Annotated in this window: 17 protein-coding genes and 1 riboswitch; of the genes, 6 read left to right on the forward strand and 11 right to left on the reverse strand. The window is 53.0% G+C overall.

Going from position 1 to position 14,832, the window contains the following annotated elements:
* Window positions 1–65: 65 nt before the first annotated feature.
* The 3 genes from PAE68_RS12650 to PAE68_RS12660 form a co-directional block, all read right to left on the reverse strand.
* Window positions 66–1,139 (reverse strand): glycosyltransferase family 4 protein, encoded by a 1,074-nt coding sequence (locus PAE68_RS12650; protein ID WP_281887458.1) that lies wholly within the window; start codon window positions 1,137–1,139, stop codon window positions 66–68.
* Window positions 1,136–2,353 (reverse strand): glycosyltransferase family 2 protein, encoded by a 1,218-nt coding sequence (locus PAE68_RS12655; RefSeq protein WP_281887459.1) that lies wholly within the window; start codon window positions 2,351–2,353, stop codon window positions 1,136–1,138. Before PAE68_RS12655 ends, PAE68_RS12650 begins: the two co-directional genes overlap by 4 nt.
* 222 nt (window positions 2,354–2,575) lie before the next feature.
* Entirely contained in the window at window positions 2,576–2,950 is a 375-nt protein-coding gene (locus tag PAE68_RS12660) for a hypothetical protein (RefSeq protein WP_281887460.1), read from the reverse strand.
* Between the two features lie 225 nt (window positions 2,951–3,175).
* Here PAE68_RS12660 and PAE68_RS12665 point away from each other — a divergent pair, with 225 nt between their 5' ends.
* Window positions 3,176–3,610 carry a VOC family protein gene (locus PAE68_RS12665; protein ID WP_281887461.1) on the forward strand — a complete coding sequence of 145 codons (435 nt, stop codon included), beginning with the start codon at window positions 3,176–3,178 and terminating at the stop codon, window positions 3,608–3,610.
* Window positions 3,611–3,761: 151 nt separating this feature from the next.
* Here the strand turns inward: PAE68_RS12665 and spoVB are convergent, their stop codons facing one another.
* The gene (gene spoVB, locus PAE68_RS12670) at window positions 3,762–5,354 is read right to left on the reverse strand and encodes a stage V sporulation protein B (protein WP_281887462.1); all 1,593 of its coding nucleotides are present in this window, start codon (window positions 5,352–5,354) and stop codon (window positions 3,762–3,764) included.
* A 205-nt stretch (window positions 5,355–5,559) separates the two neighbouring features.
* Window positions 5,560–5,748, forward strand: a riboswitch (cobalamin riboswitch).
* A 164-nt stretch (window positions 5,749–5,912) separates the two neighbouring features.
* Here spoVB and PAE68_RS12675 point away from each other — a divergent pair.
* The 4 genes from PAE68_RS12675 to PAE68_RS12690 are packed head-to-tail and all read left to right on the forward strand — an operon-like array spanning window position 5,913 to window position 8,658.
* Window positions 5,913–6,686, forward strand: a complete 774-nt coding sequence (locus PAE68_RS12675; RefSeq protein ID WP_281887463.1) for an energy-coupling factor ABC transporter permease — start codon at window positions 5,913–5,915, stop codon at window positions 6,684–6,686.
* A complete protein-coding gene (locus PAE68_RS12680; protein ID WP_281887464.1) occupies window positions 6,683–6,985 on the forward strand; it encodes an energy-coupling factor ABC transporter substrate-binding protein in 303 nt (100 codons plus the stop codon). The genes PAE68_RS12675 and PAE68_RS12680 overlap by 4 nt, the downstream gene beginning before the upstream one ends.
* Window positions 6,982–7,773 carry a cobalt ECF transporter T component CbiQ gene (cbiQ, locus tag PAE68_RS12685; RefSeq protein WP_281887465.1) on the forward strand — a complete coding sequence of 264 codons (792 nt, stop codon included), beginning with the start codon at window positions 6,982–6,984 and terminating at the stop codon, window positions 7,771–7,773. The genes PAE68_RS12680 and cbiQ overlap by 4 nt, the downstream gene beginning before the upstream one ends.
* A gap of 12 nt (window positions 7,774–7,785) precedes the next feature.
* On the forward strand, window positions 7,786–8,658 hold the full coding sequence (locus PAE68_RS12690; RefSeq protein WP_281887466.1) for an energy-coupling factor ABC transporter ATP-binding protein: 873 nt from the start codon (window positions 7,786–7,788) through the stop codon (window positions 8,656–8,658).
* An 83-nt stretch (window positions 8,659–8,741) separates the two neighbouring features.
* On the opposite strand, the gene PAE68_RS12695 is transcribed toward PAE68_RS12690, so the two are convergent.
* From PAE68_RS12695 to PAE68_RS12705, 3 genes are all read right to left on the reverse strand, one after another.
* Window positions 8,742–9,092 carry a DUF1360 domain-containing protein gene (locus tag PAE68_RS12695; protein WP_309299329.1) on the reverse strand — a complete coding sequence of 117 codons (351 nt, stop codon included), beginning with the start codon at window positions 9,090–9,092 and terminating at the stop codon, window positions 8,742–8,744.
* Window positions 9,093–9,119: 27 nt separating this feature from the next.
* Window positions 9,120–9,386, reverse strand: a complete 267-nt coding sequence (locus tag PAE68_RS12700; protein WP_281887468.1) for a hypothetical protein — start codon at window positions 9,384–9,386, stop codon at window positions 9,120–9,122.
* 79 nt (window positions 9,387–9,465) lie between these two features.
* On the reverse strand, window positions 9,466–10,011 hold the full coding sequence (locus PAE68_RS12705; RefSeq protein WP_281887469.1) for an S-Ena type endospore appendage: 546 nt from the start codon (window positions 10,009–10,011) through the stop codon (window positions 9,466–9,468).
* Between the two features lie 248 nt (window positions 10,012–10,259).
* On the opposite strand from PAE68_RS12705, the gene PAE68_RS12710 reads away from it, so the two are divergent.
* Window positions 10,260–10,655 carry an S-Ena type endospore appendage gene (locus PAE68_RS12710; RefSeq protein ID WP_281887470.1) on the forward strand — a complete coding sequence of 132 codons (396 nt, stop codon included), beginning with the start codon at window positions 10,260–10,262 and terminating at the stop codon, window positions 10,653–10,655.
* A 119-nt stretch (window positions 10,656–10,774) separates the two neighbouring features.
* Here the strand turns inward: PAE68_RS12710 and modB are convergent, their stop codons facing one another.
* The 4 genes from modB to PAE68_RS12730 all read right to left on the reverse strand — a co-directional run bounded on the left by modB (window position 10,775) and on the right by PAE68_RS12730 (window position 14,625).
* Window positions 10,775–11,449, reverse strand: coding sequence for a molybdate ABC transporter permease subunit (modB, locus tag PAE68_RS12715; RefSeq protein WP_281887471.1), 675 nt, complete (start codon window positions 11,447–11,449; stop codon window positions 10,775–10,777).
* On the reverse strand, window positions 11,446–12,264 hold the full coding sequence (gene modA / locus PAE68_RS12720) for a molybdate ABC transporter substrate-binding protein (RefSeq protein WP_281887472.1): 819 nt from the start codon (window positions 12,262–12,264) through the stop codon (window positions 11,446–11,448). Before modA ends, modB begins: the two co-directional genes overlap by 4 nt.
* 317 nt (window positions 12,265–12,581) lie before the next feature.
* Entirely contained in the window at window positions 12,582–13,622 is a 1,041-nt protein-coding gene (locus PAE68_RS12725; protein ID WP_281887473.1) for a FecCD family ABC transporter permease, read from the reverse strand.
* Window positions 13,615–14,625 (reverse strand): FecCD family ABC transporter permease, encoded by a 1,011-nt coding sequence (locus tag PAE68_RS12730; RefSeq protein WP_281887474.1) that lies wholly within the window; start codon window positions 14,623–14,625, stop codon window positions 13,615–13,617. The genes PAE68_RS12725 and PAE68_RS12730 overlap by 8 nt, the downstream gene beginning before the upstream one ends.
* Window positions 14,626–14,832 lie beyond the last annotated feature (207 nt).

A 14,832-nucleotide genomic window follows, 5' to 3' on the forward strand; every position in this document is an offset into this window, starting at 1 on the left:
AAGCGGCAGGCTGACTTCAAGCGTGCTTATTTTCGTTCGTTCACATTATTAATCATTAATGCCATTTAAGCTTTAACGCCTAATGCTTTCAGCATAGTGGTGAAGCTTTCATGAAATTTTTGGGGTGTAAACCGCTCCTTAATCAGACGTTCGCCAGCCATCCGCAGACGACCGCGAAGCTCTACGTTCATTAGTAATCTTGACGCTTGAATAGCAGCTTCATCCAGATCGCCGCGCTTGTAATACAAGCCTGTTTCGTTATCGATAATGAAGTTACGAACTCCGTCCGAATCGGTCGTCAGCACCGGACACCGGCACAGCAATGCCTCGGCTACCGCATAGCCGAAACCTTCATAGATGGACGTAGAGCACAGGAAGCCCCCGCTCTCGCCAATGATGGACAAGTAATCTGCCATCAGCGCATGAGGAACGTTCGAATGCTGAATAAGTCGGTTCTCCAGCTTGTACTCGCTCACCAGCTTGTCGAACAATTGCTGCTGGTCCTCTTCATATTGGTTCATATCCCCGAACATCCATAGCTGTAGGCCCGGATACGTCTTCAGCAGCCGTTGTCCGATCTCGATGAACTCTCTCCAGTTCTTGTTCACCTCAATACGTCCGATCCACGCCACTATAGGTCCGCGATCTACCGGATAAGGTGTATAGCCGAAGCTGTCCAGATTCATCGGGTTATCGAAGCAGAAGTGCGGCTTGGCTGGGAAGCGACGCTTCATCAGTTGAATCAGATGCGGCGTGCGCGGATAGTGTAGCGCGCTTGCATTGTTGCGGATTGAAGCAGTGGCCTGCTCCAATATTTGCTCAGCTGTCTTCATATCACCGAGACCTTGCACCTCGTATATAATCGGGCCTTGGTAGCCGCTCGCTCGAATGGTATCCATCAAGCCGTAGTCGGTACAGATAATAATCGCGTCATAGTTCTCACGCTTCACGAGCGCTGTGATTTCTGCTTTACTATCGGTGACGAAGGTACGGATGTTACGGATGTTTTGCTTGCCGAGCGCTTCGTATTTATAGAGCAGATGACATTCGATCTGATGCCGCTGTAAGATCTCACAGCGCGTCCGATTGAGCGTTTCCATACCTCCGCTTGGATTGTAGAACGTGAATAAGAGCTTCATGACCCTCGCTCTCCCTCCTTCTGTTGAAAGCGCAGCAGCTGAACGAGCTTCTCCGTTCGGAACAGCTGATCCTCATAGCTGTCGTAGTATACGAAGTCGGAGCGATAGCCTACCAATCGGTTGTCCGTGTAATAATTAGCAGACAGATGAGGCGGTGCCTTGCTCATTTCGTTCAAGAGCACTTCCAGGTCGAGCGTAGAGCCGAACGGTTCTGGCCCGAGCACCATCGTATAGGGAGTTCTCACTTTTTCAATATAAGACAACACAGCAAGATCCTTCGCCATGCCCGGTCGCTTGATCGGAGCAAAGGTCGGATGTGCGATCTGTGAGAGCACCTCGGTGGCGGAGCCGTCAGCCGATAGATCGATGAAGAAAACTTGATAATTGCTGTAGGACTGCTCATATAAGCTCTCCAGTCTTGCTACTGCCTTCTCATCGGCCTCAGCCAAGGCATATACGATGGTGAGCTCACTCGGGATTCCACGCCGCGAACGTGCCCGATACCGGGCCGTGTGGTAGGCGAATCGCCAATACCGGTGACGCTCCTTGCTCTGCAGCGTAGCCGAGATGCTCAGCTCCGAGCACGTACGGTAGTCCATCAGCTCGATCGGCACATATTTCGTATCGCAGTGCTCGGTTAGACGCAGCCAATAATCGTAATCCTCCACCGGCTCAAGACCATAGCCTTCGATCTGCTTCGCATCACGCGCGCGGTACATGAAGGACACTCCGACGATGCAGCTGTCGAGCAGATGCTCCTTCGACCTGCTCTGGTAGTGACGCTGTAGAGCGAGCTCCTTCTCGCCGTGGACAAGTGTGCCTTGCTGGTCAATGGTGCGGAAGGAGCTGTACACGAGTCCGACTTGCACAGCGCTTGTATGCAGCGCTCGCCGAAGCACCTCGATGAAATACGGGGAGTACAGATTGTCGCTGGATATCCATGTCAAGTATTCAATGGATCTGTTCCGATACAGGACATCGAAGCCGCGGTTCAGCGCCTTGGCGACGCCTTGATTCGTTTCATTCAAGACGTATTGAACACGCGGATCATCTCGGACGATAGCCTGACACAGCTTATGCATGTTGGCATCTCCATCGATGACAATAATGAGCACGTAGTTGTCGTACGTTTGATTCAATATGGATTGAAGCGCGGCGGCCAGAAACTCCGGCTTTTGCGTATAGACGGGCATGACAATCCCTACATCCGGCAATGCTCTCCCTCCTTACGATGTGAATACGCCTCATGGACAAGTAACCCATATATCTATGTATATATACATATGTTGAAAGGACTGATCTGACTGTACGTATGCCCCGCTTCACATAAGGCTGCCCTCCGCCTTTGTCTGAAGACGCGCGCAGAGGGCAAGGTGAAGCCTGGTATGAATGTATTCCGAGGGTGCTGTGCAGTTAGGTGTCTGCAATCAAGACAACTAGATCGGAGACAGCGTCTGCACCTGAGTCAGCTCACTCTGGGCAAACCGCTGGTCCGTTACCAGGTTGCCGAACTCGTCCAATCCATAGATCGACATAATGACGTTCTGCGGCGTCGTTCCGCTAACATTCAGCTGCACCTCGTACGACACATTGCCAGCGATGAAAAATTCACGAATATGAAACGAATTCGGGGCTATCGGATAAGCAGTCTGATAGAGCGGGACGAGTGCGCTGGAATCGGTCGAGCCGAAAATTTGCACGAGCACAGTCGCGGCGTTCACGCTGCTGATGTTGCGTGCGTTAATGACGATGTTCGTAGCAGCTGTGCCGAAATCTCGCGTATTCGTGACCAGTCCTGTTGTGAAGGGCATGCTTCAGCCTCCTCTCTCCTTGGTATGCTATTAAAATATGAGTGTGATTCATAAAGTTAACGGCGATTGGACAAGGTACATATATGGAATTATTTACTTGCAAACATATGTTCTTGAATGTATAATCAACTTGTTGCCCATATTAGGTAATATCAGCTATCTCTATTGCGCTGATCCCGAATATGTCAGTAATCGAATCTATAATGACGAAGGAGATTGAGGAGAATGACCATGAAGTTGATCCCGTATTTTGTTATGGCGGGCAATGCGAACGAGGCAATCGAGTTTTACCAAGAAGCACTCGGAGGTAAGCTGGAGTACAAGCAGACGTTCGGCGAGATGCCCGAGAATCCGGAGTTCCCACTTCCTGAAGAAGCGAAGTCACTCGTATCTCACGCTACGGTGAAGTTCGGTGAAACCGATGTGATGTTCTCCGATTCGTTCCCTGGACAACCTCATCAGAGCGGCAACCAAGTTACGTTGTGTATCTCGATTGACAGCAAGGAGAAGGCGGAGCACATCTTCAACGCGCTGAAGGAAGGCGGACAAGTCAGCATGCCTTTACAAGAGACATTCTTCAGCCCGGCATATGCCATCGTTGTAGACAAGTTCGGTATTACGTTCCAGATCTACACGGAGAAGGCAATGTCCGGGTCGTAATATCCTCACCGCTACATACACCTCCAACTACACAAGAACCACACCGTATATCCAGACATCTCCTTCTATAAGACAGTTAGACTTGAAGCTTCCTGTCTGACTTGTAGTAAGGAATCTGTTGGAGCATTAGGTGTGGTTCTATCTTGTTCAACTACAAGTCTCTTCCGAAGCTTCTTGTTAATAGTCTGGTTGCGGTAAGCGACATCGCGTAGATGAGGAAGGCAACGGTAACCGACACGATAAGCGCCCACTGCAGCGCGTAGCCTTCATTCTGCAGGAATGCATAGGCACCTTGTCCGCATATGCCCATGAATAGCAAGCTAAGCGACATCTTCGCATACGGACGCAGCTCGATCGCGAAGCCAATCTGCTTGGCAAGTGCAATGAAATTCAGCAGCAGTATCAGGCACAAGCCGAAATTAATGCCCGCAGCTACCCCATAGATCCCCCACTCCGAGCCGAATATAAACATAGCTATCGACTGCAGCAGCGTACTCATAATGAAATTCCACATCACCGTCCTGACGCGTCCGATGCCGAGCAATATAGCATGCAAGGGCGCCTCGAAGTAGTGAAGCAGAAAAAAGGGCGCAAGCAGCTTCAACAGGCGGCCTGCCTCTGGCTCGTTGTATACAACGATCGTAAGTGGCTCTGCCCACAGGTACAGTGTCAACGTGCAAGGAGCACCGATCATGAAGGCTAGACGTATCGCTTGCTCCATCCGCTCATGGATAAGCTTCGGATTGTTGCCCGCACTAGCCTCACTGATCGATGGGATCAGCGCTGTTGACAGCGAGTGCATGATGAATGTCGGGAAGACGAGCAGCGGGAACGCGTAGCCGACGAGCAGACCATACTGCTTCGTCGCGACAGCCGTGCCAATACCTGCGATGGCCAGACTCTTAATAATAAGGGCGGGCTTAATCGCCCGGTAGATCGAGTCAATGAACCCTTGCCCAGTGAACGGTAGGCCGATCTGCAGCAGCTCAAGCAACGTCCGCTTCTTCTCCCGAAACGATGAGGGTGCAAGGTCTGTCTCATGCTGCGATTGTGTGTCGCGCAGTTGTGCAGACAATGCTGGGGACTGGCGCTTGTGTGCCGATTTGCGTCGATGCAAGGTGTACATCAAGGACAAGTAGGCTAGACCCGAGCACTCTCCGAGTACAGTGCACAGCATCGCTCCAGCCGCCGCATATTCGATCCCATAAGGTAGCAGCACCTGAACCAGAGCTGCAATGAGACCGATCTGCACCGTATTTTCGATAACGTCGGAGACGGCGAGCGGCTTCATATTTTGCTTCCCGCGAAAATATCCCTTCAGCACAGCCGATACCGCTACGATCGGGGCAATCGGGACGATGGCCAGCATCGCATAGTAGGCACGTTGGTCGGCCAGTATGAGTGCTGCAATCGGCTTCGCCCCGATGAAGACGCCGAGCGTCAGCACGATGCTGATCGAGATCGTCATCATGAGCGACACTTGTACGATACGTCTTACCTTCGCCGTATCACCGAGCGCCTCCGCCTCGGCAACGAGCTTGGAGATCGCAACAGGCAGACCGAGACTCGTCAATGTAATCAGCATCGGCACGAGCGGATGCGCCATCATGAGCAGGCCGATCCCTTCTGGACCTAAGTACCGAGCAAGCAGAATGCTGCCAAAGAAGCCGAGAATCCGTGTGACGAGCGCCGCAGCCGTCAACACGACGGTTCCGCGGATAAAGGACGTTTCCTGTTCTCGCATGTCATGAACATCTCCATATCTATGAGCTTACTTTAGACTATTCGGACAACTCGACATGTATGCGAACAAGCAGACTGCGGATTTACATGAGGAGCTTGTCAGGACAGGCTCCCCATGTACATTCTGCCTGCTGCAACTATTATTTTTGAACCGGAAGGATTTTCTTACGAGACCGCGAAATATATAAGGATGCTCGTGCACAACTGCATATTCACATAATGAAGGTGCCTTTGCCTTGAGCAAAGGGTAACAGGGAATCGGGTGCAAATCCCGAGCGGTCCCGCCACTGTATACGGGGAGCTATCGTCAGCAAGGTCACTCGGCTTAGGCCGGGGAAGACGACGAGCAGCGCTGATCCGTGAGCCAGGAGACCTACCTACATTATGCACCGAACAGCCTTCGAGGAAAGGAGAGGTGTACGTCTGATGAACCGGCGAATCCTTGTGATCCATCTGTCTATTTTTGCGTACCCGTAGTTGTAACCAATCCTGTCAAGAGGATTGGTTTTTTTGTGTTGCCTTGTGGTCTGTGCGCGAAGATAGAAGGAGGATTAGTAGGATGATGATCCAATGGAAACGAAAAGCAGCCTTTGTGCTGCTCGTAACAATGTTCACCCTATACTTGCTTGTCAACACCCCGGAAACGGTATATGCCATGCATATTATGGAGGGCTTCCTACCAATTGGCTGGGCGATCTTCTGGTGGGTCGTCTTCGTGCCGTTCTTCGTGCTCGGCCTTCGGTCGCTGCGCCGGATCGTGAAGGAGACGCCGGAGTTGAAGATGCTGCTCGGCCTTGCTGCCGCGTTCACGTTCGTCCTCTCTGCGCTGAAGCTTCCATCGGTCACGGGCAGCAGCTCACATCCGACAGGCACCGGTCTTGGCACCGTCATGTTCGGCCCGCTGCCGATGAGCGTGCTCGGCTCGATCGTACTGCTGTTCCAGGCAGTGCTACTTGCGCACGGCGGTGTAACGACGCTAGGCGCGAACGCCTTCTCGATGGCTGTAGCAGGTCCACTGCTCGGCTATGCCGTCTACAGGCTCATGATGAAGCTGTCTATGAAGCAAACGGTGTCGATCTTCTCTGCAGCTGCGCTAGCTAACTTGACGACGTACGTCGTAACATCCTTACAGCTTGCGCTCGCTTTTCCGGCGGAAGCCGGGGGTATAGCTGCGTCATTCGTCAAGTTCGCCGGCGTATTCGCGATTACGCAAATACCGCTTGCGATTAGCGAAGGGCTGCTGACCGTTCTGATCTGGAACGTCCTGCGTTCCTACAGCCCGAACGAGCTTCAACAGATCCAGCAGCGCTTGAAAGGAGCGAGCAAAGCATGAAAGCAACAACGAAGCTTATAGTGAGGCAGACTGCAATCGTGGCGGTCGTCATTGCACTAGCGGTAATTCCCTTGTTATGGATCGACAGTGACTTCGGCGGCGCCGACGGCAAGGCTGAGGAACTGATCGCCGAGCTTGCTCCCTCCTACGAACCATGGTTCTCAAGCTTCTTCGAGCTTCCGTCGGAGACGGAAAGCATGCTGTTCGCACTGCAAGCAGCGATCGGTGCAAGTGTAATTGGCTATGTGCTCGGTCTAATGCGAGGAAGGGCATCGAGCACGCGTTCGGAGAGCGAATGATTCAGTGGATCGATCGCGTCTCGCATTCGAATAAGCTGGTCAGTCTGGACCCTCTATGGAAAAGCGGCTTCGCCGCCTCCCTGCTGCTGCTCGCCTACGTCACCGAGCCGCTAGTGCAGCTGCTGATCGCACTGTGGCTACTGCTGTGGCTCATCGTGTACGCCAATGTGCCTCTGCGGCTGTATAGCGCGCTGCTCGGAGCGACGCTATTGTTCTATGCAGCCAGCCTCCCTGCTCTCTTGCTGGAGCTGGCTCCTCCGGAAAGCGGCGGCTACCTCCTCCAGGATGCGGTGTGGAGCTTGCAGACCGAACGCTTTGGCACGCTATATGCGCCTGGGAGCCGTTTGTCGCTAGCCTTGTCTATTCTAGCTCGCGTGCTCGCATGTGCGTCGTGCATGTATTTCCTTGCGCTCACGACACCGATGCTGGAGCTGCTGCAGGTATTGTATAAGCTCCGTATGCCGATGCTCGTGCTGGAGCTGATGCAGATCATGTATCGCTTCCTGTTCATACTGTCACAGTCGCGCGAGCAGCTCTACGCAGCTCAGCTGGCACGAGGTGGCCACTCTAGTGTAACGTCGCGTATTCGAGATTCCGCTTGGATCGCCGTCTCACTGTTCAGCAAGACGATGCAGCGCTATAGCGGGCTGTCGAACGGTCTGCAAGCGAGAGGCTTCGGCGATGGACCTATTCTCGCACCGTATGTGCCGTTGAAGGTGGCAAGACGTTATTGGATTGAGGCTGGCGCTGGTATGACCGTGCTCATCTTGCTGGAGCTGTCGATATAGGGGGAATATGGGATGAATCATCCGATCGTAGAAGCATTACACGTACAATATGAATACCCGGGAGCTGCCGCAGGTGCGCTGAATGGGCTGTCTGTACAAGTACCAGCCGGTGCGCGTACAGCGCTCGTCGGACATAACGGCTCCGGCAAGTCAACCTTCTTCCTGCAGATGATCGGCTTGTGCCGCCCGGATGCAGGACAGCTGCTGTGGAACGGCCAGCCTTACAGCTACAACGGTGCTCATCTGAAGCAGCTGCGCCGACAGATCGGGCTCGTCTTCCAGGACCCAGAGCATCAGCTGATCCTGAATACGGCACGTCAAGACATAGGCTACGGACTGCGCAATGCTGGGTACTCCGATCGTGAGGCGAAGCTGATGACCGATGAGGTGCTAGAGAAGCTAAAGCTGATGGAGCTTGCGGACACCCCGCTTCATCATCTAAGCCTTGGGCAGAAGAAGCGTGTCGCGCTAGCAGGTGTCCTCGTGTTGAAGCCGCAGCTGCTGCTGCTGGACGAGCCGACCGCCTATCTCGACCGTGCCTCCGAGCGTCAGCTGCTCGATGAGCTAGACCGCATCCACGCAGAAGGCGTTAGCGTGCTGATGGCGAGCCATGATATGGACGTCGCCTACGCTTGGGCGGACTGGGTGCTCGTCATGGATCACGGCCGCTGTGTGATGGCCGGTACGCCACAAGACGTATTCTCGCAGTCGAACGCAATCCGGCAGTTGGGGCTCGATCAGCCGATGCTGCTGCAGATGTGGGAGGCGCTTCCAGCTTCGATACGCGGGAGCCATCCCCCGCCGAAGCAGATGGAGGAGCTCTTAGCTCTGTGCCGGCTGCTTGATAGTGATGGCTTGAAGCTCAGTACGTGGTCGTACAGTTAATGAACGAGAGTAAGCCCCGCTACGATTTTATCTTGGACGGATAATCGTATCGGGGCTTATACATTTCAGGATAAGGGACAAGGCTATTTCTTCCACACAAGGGATTCGAATATCGCAGCCAGACCTGCAATAGCTAATACAAGGAATAACGGATACAGCCAAGGCAGGTAAAGGTACGTTAAAGTAATGATAAGCGAAGACCATATCCCCACACACCAATGACACGTTATGAAGCTGCCGATCCAATACCGCCAGCTTCCTTCTACCATAGCCTCGCGCTCCTCCTTGCTTGTCGGAACGAAAGGCCTGCGCAAAAACCAGGTTATCTGATCATACACAATCAAATGGGTTAATCGAAACGATGAGAGGGCAAGGATGAATAGCTGTAACCATGTTATGCTCTCCACGAGTCTCAGCCTCCTGTACCAATTCATTAAGCCTGTAAGCTGTGTTGAGTGAAGTTATTGAATCTGGAAGCCTATGATGTGACAGATCGATACAACTACATTATCATCAAGCTTTAACACGCCGTTATTGACGCTGATTACTTCCCCGATTCTTTGCTGAGGACCGAACACGGCGTTAGCAGATGATGTAAAGACCTCAATCGTCGTCGGGGGGTCCGTAACAAGCGCCTGCAGCTCTTGCTGCATCTGATCAAAGCAGCAATCGTCACATTCTTGTTGCTGCTGTCCGCAAGGAACGCATCCCGTAAATTTGAATGACATAGTATCGCCTCCTTTCCTTACTAACAAGTTATGAACAAGCATTAGGAAAGGTATGGGTCATTGGAGCCTGATACTTATATCAATATTTCACGGTATAATGAAGGTCAATTTGAAGCGTCCCTGTACAGAATGCGGAGGGTTTATTACCGCTGCATAATAGATCGACTTTATTCAAATTCGGGATGGTACCAGTGAAAGAGGACAAGGGATCAATAATCGTTCTGGACTGACTGCCATCGACGGAAGTAATTGTGGCCCTCATCGTACATTCGGGGCTTGAATTGACAATCGTCACCGTACCTGATGGATAACCGATCATGCTGCTGTCTCGAACCGGAGTGAAGAAATAAGCTTGATTTGTAACGCCATCACACTTCTGATTAATTGGGACGCAGCGGCTAATCTGAATGAGTCGTGTACGTATTGCTTTATTGCGCTTTCTGCATACAGGAGACGTCTTTCTTTTTTTTCGTTTACAGCCTGACTTGGTTGGACAATTTACATTTACGATGGATGTTTGCTTTGCCGAAATTTTGTTGTTGACCTGAACGGAAGCTTTCTTTTGTTTTTTTGATTTGGTGGCATTCGATGCGACCTGCACCTCTGCCTCATTCGTTAATTCCATTCGAATCGTCACCTCCATAATAATGAGCCACTACTGTATAGCTTATGAGCCGGTAGGGGCAATTGAACAGGGGTAAACACACATCTTTACTAGATTTCACCTGTCAGTAGATACCAGTCTATGACTCTAACCAAAATAGTCTATTGTTCTTGAACCAAACGCACATACGACCATTTGCTTGAGCACATAAGCTGAAGCATGAGACGATAACCAATTGGTCTCAATACAACCCAAGGAGAAGTGATATCATGAGCTGCTCGACAAAAAGTGAAGTTTGCTGCCCGATTTCTTGCGCAGGACTGGACCTGTTTCCGAAGCAATTGATTCTGGTCAAAAGATGTACACCTATCCGTAACATCTGTGACGGTGCGACAGAGGCTGTCGTATTTACCGCAGCAGACACACCTTCCCTGCAGCTGCCAAAAGGTATTATATCCGTTGTAAACACAAGCACGAACTGCACAATGGATGTCACAGTAACAGATATGAGCGGCGCCAACACGTACACGCTGCTTCCTCAATCCTCTGTGACTGTAGAAGTCAACGAATTGAGCTCTGTAACGGTCATTTGTACAGGACCGAACCCTGCCGATTTTTGCACAGGTACGTTCGAAGCCGATCTCCAGTACACGGTCTTGAAGTAGTAGCAGCGTGAATCAGTAGAAGGCACACAGCAAAAAGGCATAACTCTTAGAATGATCTAAGAGTTATGCCTTTACCTTTACATACACTTTGTACAGACTCCCTGCTATAGAATCATCCGCTAACTTCGTCTGCTTCCCGTCAGCAGCAGTAGCAGGAAGGATACGAAGATGATCGATATGGTCCACGCCCACGCCATCGTGTAATGACCCGCATCGACGGCGACGTAGATCGCGGTCGGGATCGTCTGCGTGTGGCCGGGGATGTTGCCAGCGATCATCAGCGTCGCGCCGAATTCGCCGAGGCTGCGGGCGAAGCCGAGAATGTAAGCCGTGACGAAGGCCGGTGCGGCTAACGGCAATGTAATGTAGCGCAGCAGCTGCCATTCGGTGGCGCCGCTCGAGCGGGCGACGTCCTCAAGCTCACGGTCGACAGAGGCGAAGCCGTTCTTGAGCGTCTGGTAGACGAGCGGGAAGGCGACGACGACAGAGGCAATGACGGCGGCCCACCAGGTGAAGACGATCGGCGCAGCGAAGAGCTGCTCCAGCAGGCGACCAAGCCAAGACCGTCTGCCGAGCAGGACGAGCAGGAGGAAGCCTACTACGGTCGGCGGTAGCACGAGCGGTAGCATGAACACCGTCTCAACGAGCAGCTTCCCTCGGAACGATCGTCTTGCCATATACCCGCCTGCAAGCCCTCCAAGCAGCATGACCAGCACACTTGCGACTAGCGACACTTGAAGTGATAGTCGGATCGGCGGCCAGAACGCTTCCCAGTCCATGTCCGTCAGCCTCATGGCGCTTGCGGAGAAGAGAATCCGTACCTCATGAACACGTCCATCGCTTCCTCTGACAGTAAGTATTCGTATAATCGCTGCGCCTCAACAGCTTGCTTCGTCGACTTGATGATGCCGATGGGGTATTCGATCGATGGGTAGTTCGCTTGATCAATTTCGAACGCGAGCCTTACCTTGCTCGAGGTCTTAGCGTCAGTCTTGTAGACGAACCCTGCATCCGCGTTGCCTGTCTCTACATAGCTCAGCACTTGTCTAACATCCTTCGCTTGAACGACCTTCGGCTGCAGCGTATTCCACAGGCTTGCGTGCACGAGAGCCTCCTTCGCGTAGCTGCCGGCCGGCACGCTGTCGGGGATGCCGATAGCAACTGTACGCACGCTCGGCTTCGCGAGGTCGGCCATCGAATGGATCACTGCATGACCAGCCTGCGCTTCTGTGGGGACGACTACAACAAGCTTATTCGTCAGCATGGTTCGCTGTGTCTCTACAGCTACAAGCTGCTGCTCCACGAGCGTCTTCATATGCTTCGGTGCGGCAGTGATGAACAGGTCAACGGGGGCCCCCTGCTCGATCTGCTGCTGCAGCGCCCCGGAGGCGGCGAGGTTCAAGCTTATCTTCACATGCGAATGCTCGGACTCATATTGTGCGACGAGCTCATGGAGTGCATCCGTTAAGCTTGTCGCGGCAGATATAGTCAGCTCGATTGGCTTCTTATCGTTGTTAGCTGCTGGTTCGTCGGTCGAGCATCCTGCTGCAAATAGGATCGCAACCAGAAGCACTGCTACGAGCCTACAGACTCTTATGTTCTCTTTCATCTGTTCTACTCACTCCTGCTAGCGTATCGGTTGCTGAACTAATGGTACCATTATAACACAAGTAAAAGCATGCTAGCGTCTTGACCCGGTTTCGATGGAGCCTGAGAGTGATCCCCTAGTAACCATACTCACACGAGACGTTCATGATATACATGACATAATAATTATTATGTAACTAAATTATACTTGTCGAAGGTGTCTCGCCTTCCGCTTCTATACTAAGCTAAGTGTCACTGGGCATGTGACACGCTGCTCCGAGCATAACAATGGGACCTGTACACAAGCACAAGGTCCCATTGCATTTCAACTAAAGCCGCTTATTTACTCCTATACAGCAAGTATAGAAAGTACGGTGCCCCTACCCCGGCTGTGAATACGCCTGCTGGCACGTCGATCGGTGCAAACAGCATGCGACCTGCTAGGTCCGCCAGCAGTAGAATGATCGCGCCAAGCAGCGCAGCCGTCGGGAGCACGAAGCCATGAGCGCTGCCGACCAGCTTACGCGCCATATGCGGGGCGAGCAGCCCGATGAACGAGAGCATCCCCGCCATACCGACCGCTGCTCCTGCGAGCGCGACGCAGCAGAGCAGCATGACGAGACGATCGCGCTGCAGTCGACTACCGAGACCGATCGCTACGCTATCTCCTAATGACTGCACATTCAGGGCGCTTGCATAGATGAGCGTGAACGGCAGGAACAGCCCGATCCATGGCCCTAGGGCGAGCATCTGCTTCCACCCGGTACCGTAAATGCTGCCCGTCATCCAGTTCAGCACCTGTGAGGCTAAATGGGCCGGCCCGCTGATTAAGAGGAACGTCGTCATCGCCGCGAGCGCCGTCGATAGGCCGATGCCGATCAGTACGAGCCGATATGGCGAGATGCCCTGCTTCCAGGTCAAAACATAATTAAGCGCCGTTGCGACGAAGGCGCCGGCTATCGAGATGAGCGGCAGCCAATGTATACTTAAGCTGCCTGCCGACATCGTCAAGAAGGCGACAGCTGCCACCGAGGCGCCACCTGTAACGCCGATTAGCTCCGGCGAGGCGAGTGGATTGCGGACGATGCCTTGCAGCAGTACACCTGACACGGCAAGTGCAGCGCCGACACATAGAGCGGCTAGCACTCGCGGCAGACGGAACTGAACGACGATAAGCTGAGCGCTCTCGGCAGCGCGACCGAGCAATGCGGCTATGACTTCTCGCAGCGGAATGCTCGAGCTGCCTATGGACAGGCAGACCATCGACAGCAGCACCAGTAGCATGGCTAGTATAAGTAGTGTAATGCGCTGCTTCGTCTTACGTCTTGGGCGCAGCAGCATGGCCGATGATTCGATATTTTTATTTACCGGGCTACTCATGCTTCCCCCTCCTTGCAACATAGATCAGGAACGGCACGCCGAGCAGCGCTGTCGAGACGCCTACAGGCACCTCTTTAGGCATAAGCATATAGCGTGAGGCTACATCAGCTCCGACGAGCAAGAGCGCTCCTCCCACCGCACAATACGGCAGCAGCCACCGATGATCATTGCCAGTAATGAAGCGGCATAAGTGCGGCACGATTAAGCCGACGAAGGCGATCGGTCCGGCTACAGCTACAGCCGCGCCTGCCAGCAGGACGATGCTAACGCACGCCAATATGCGAGTCAGCATTAACCGCTGACCGAGACCGACCGACACATCATCTCCAAGCGCCATGACGTTCAGCGCCCCGGACAGTACAAGAGCGATCACTAAGCCGATCAGCATGTAAGGAGTGACGATCGACAGATGCTCCAGCTTCCGGTCCACAATGGAGCCAACCATCCAGAACAGTGCCTGATCCAGTGAGCTCTTGTCAATAATAACGATTCCACTCGTCACAGACGAAGCGAACGCTGCGATGGAGGCACCAGCAAGCGTTAACTTGACGGGTGTGAAGCCTTGTCCGCCGCGCGAGCCGAGGACGAAGACGAATAAGGCCGTTAGCGCTGCGCCAGCGAAGGAGATCCAGATCATGGAGCCGAACGTCAGCGCCGAGCCGAACATCGAGATCGACAACACGAGCAGCAGCACCGCCCCTGCATTAATGCCGAACACGGACGGCGACGCCAGCGGATTGCGACTCAGCACCTGCATGAGCGCTCCAGCAACCGCGAGACTCGCTCCGACAGCAGCGCCGACAAGGGCACGCGGCACTCTCGCATTCGTAATGACCAGATGATCATTCGAGCCGTCGAAGCTCGTATACGCTTCCCATACGGTGCGCAGATCATAATTATGTATACCGAACAAGACACTCGCCAGCATGCATAGCAGCAGCAGCAGCATACCAGCTGCCAGCACGAGCACCCTGCCTCCTCGAGCCATATGAAGAACGGGCATGTGAAGGTCAACCCCTTTTTCTTATTAATGATACAGAATAAGCCCGTTATTCATTGTAGAAGCGCTGCATACACTTGTCAACGAGTATGATAATCATTTTCAATAAAACTGTTGACAGATGTTGATCCATCCCTTATATTGGCATTGATAATGATTCCCATTGTCAGATGCGGCCGCGTCTAACAACAATAGAATTAGAGGAGAGAA

It is taken from the genome of Paenibacillus sp. YYML68, assembly GCF_027923405.1.
Lineage (GTDB): Bacteria > Bacillota > Bacilli > Paenibacillales > NBRC-103111 > Paenibacillus_G.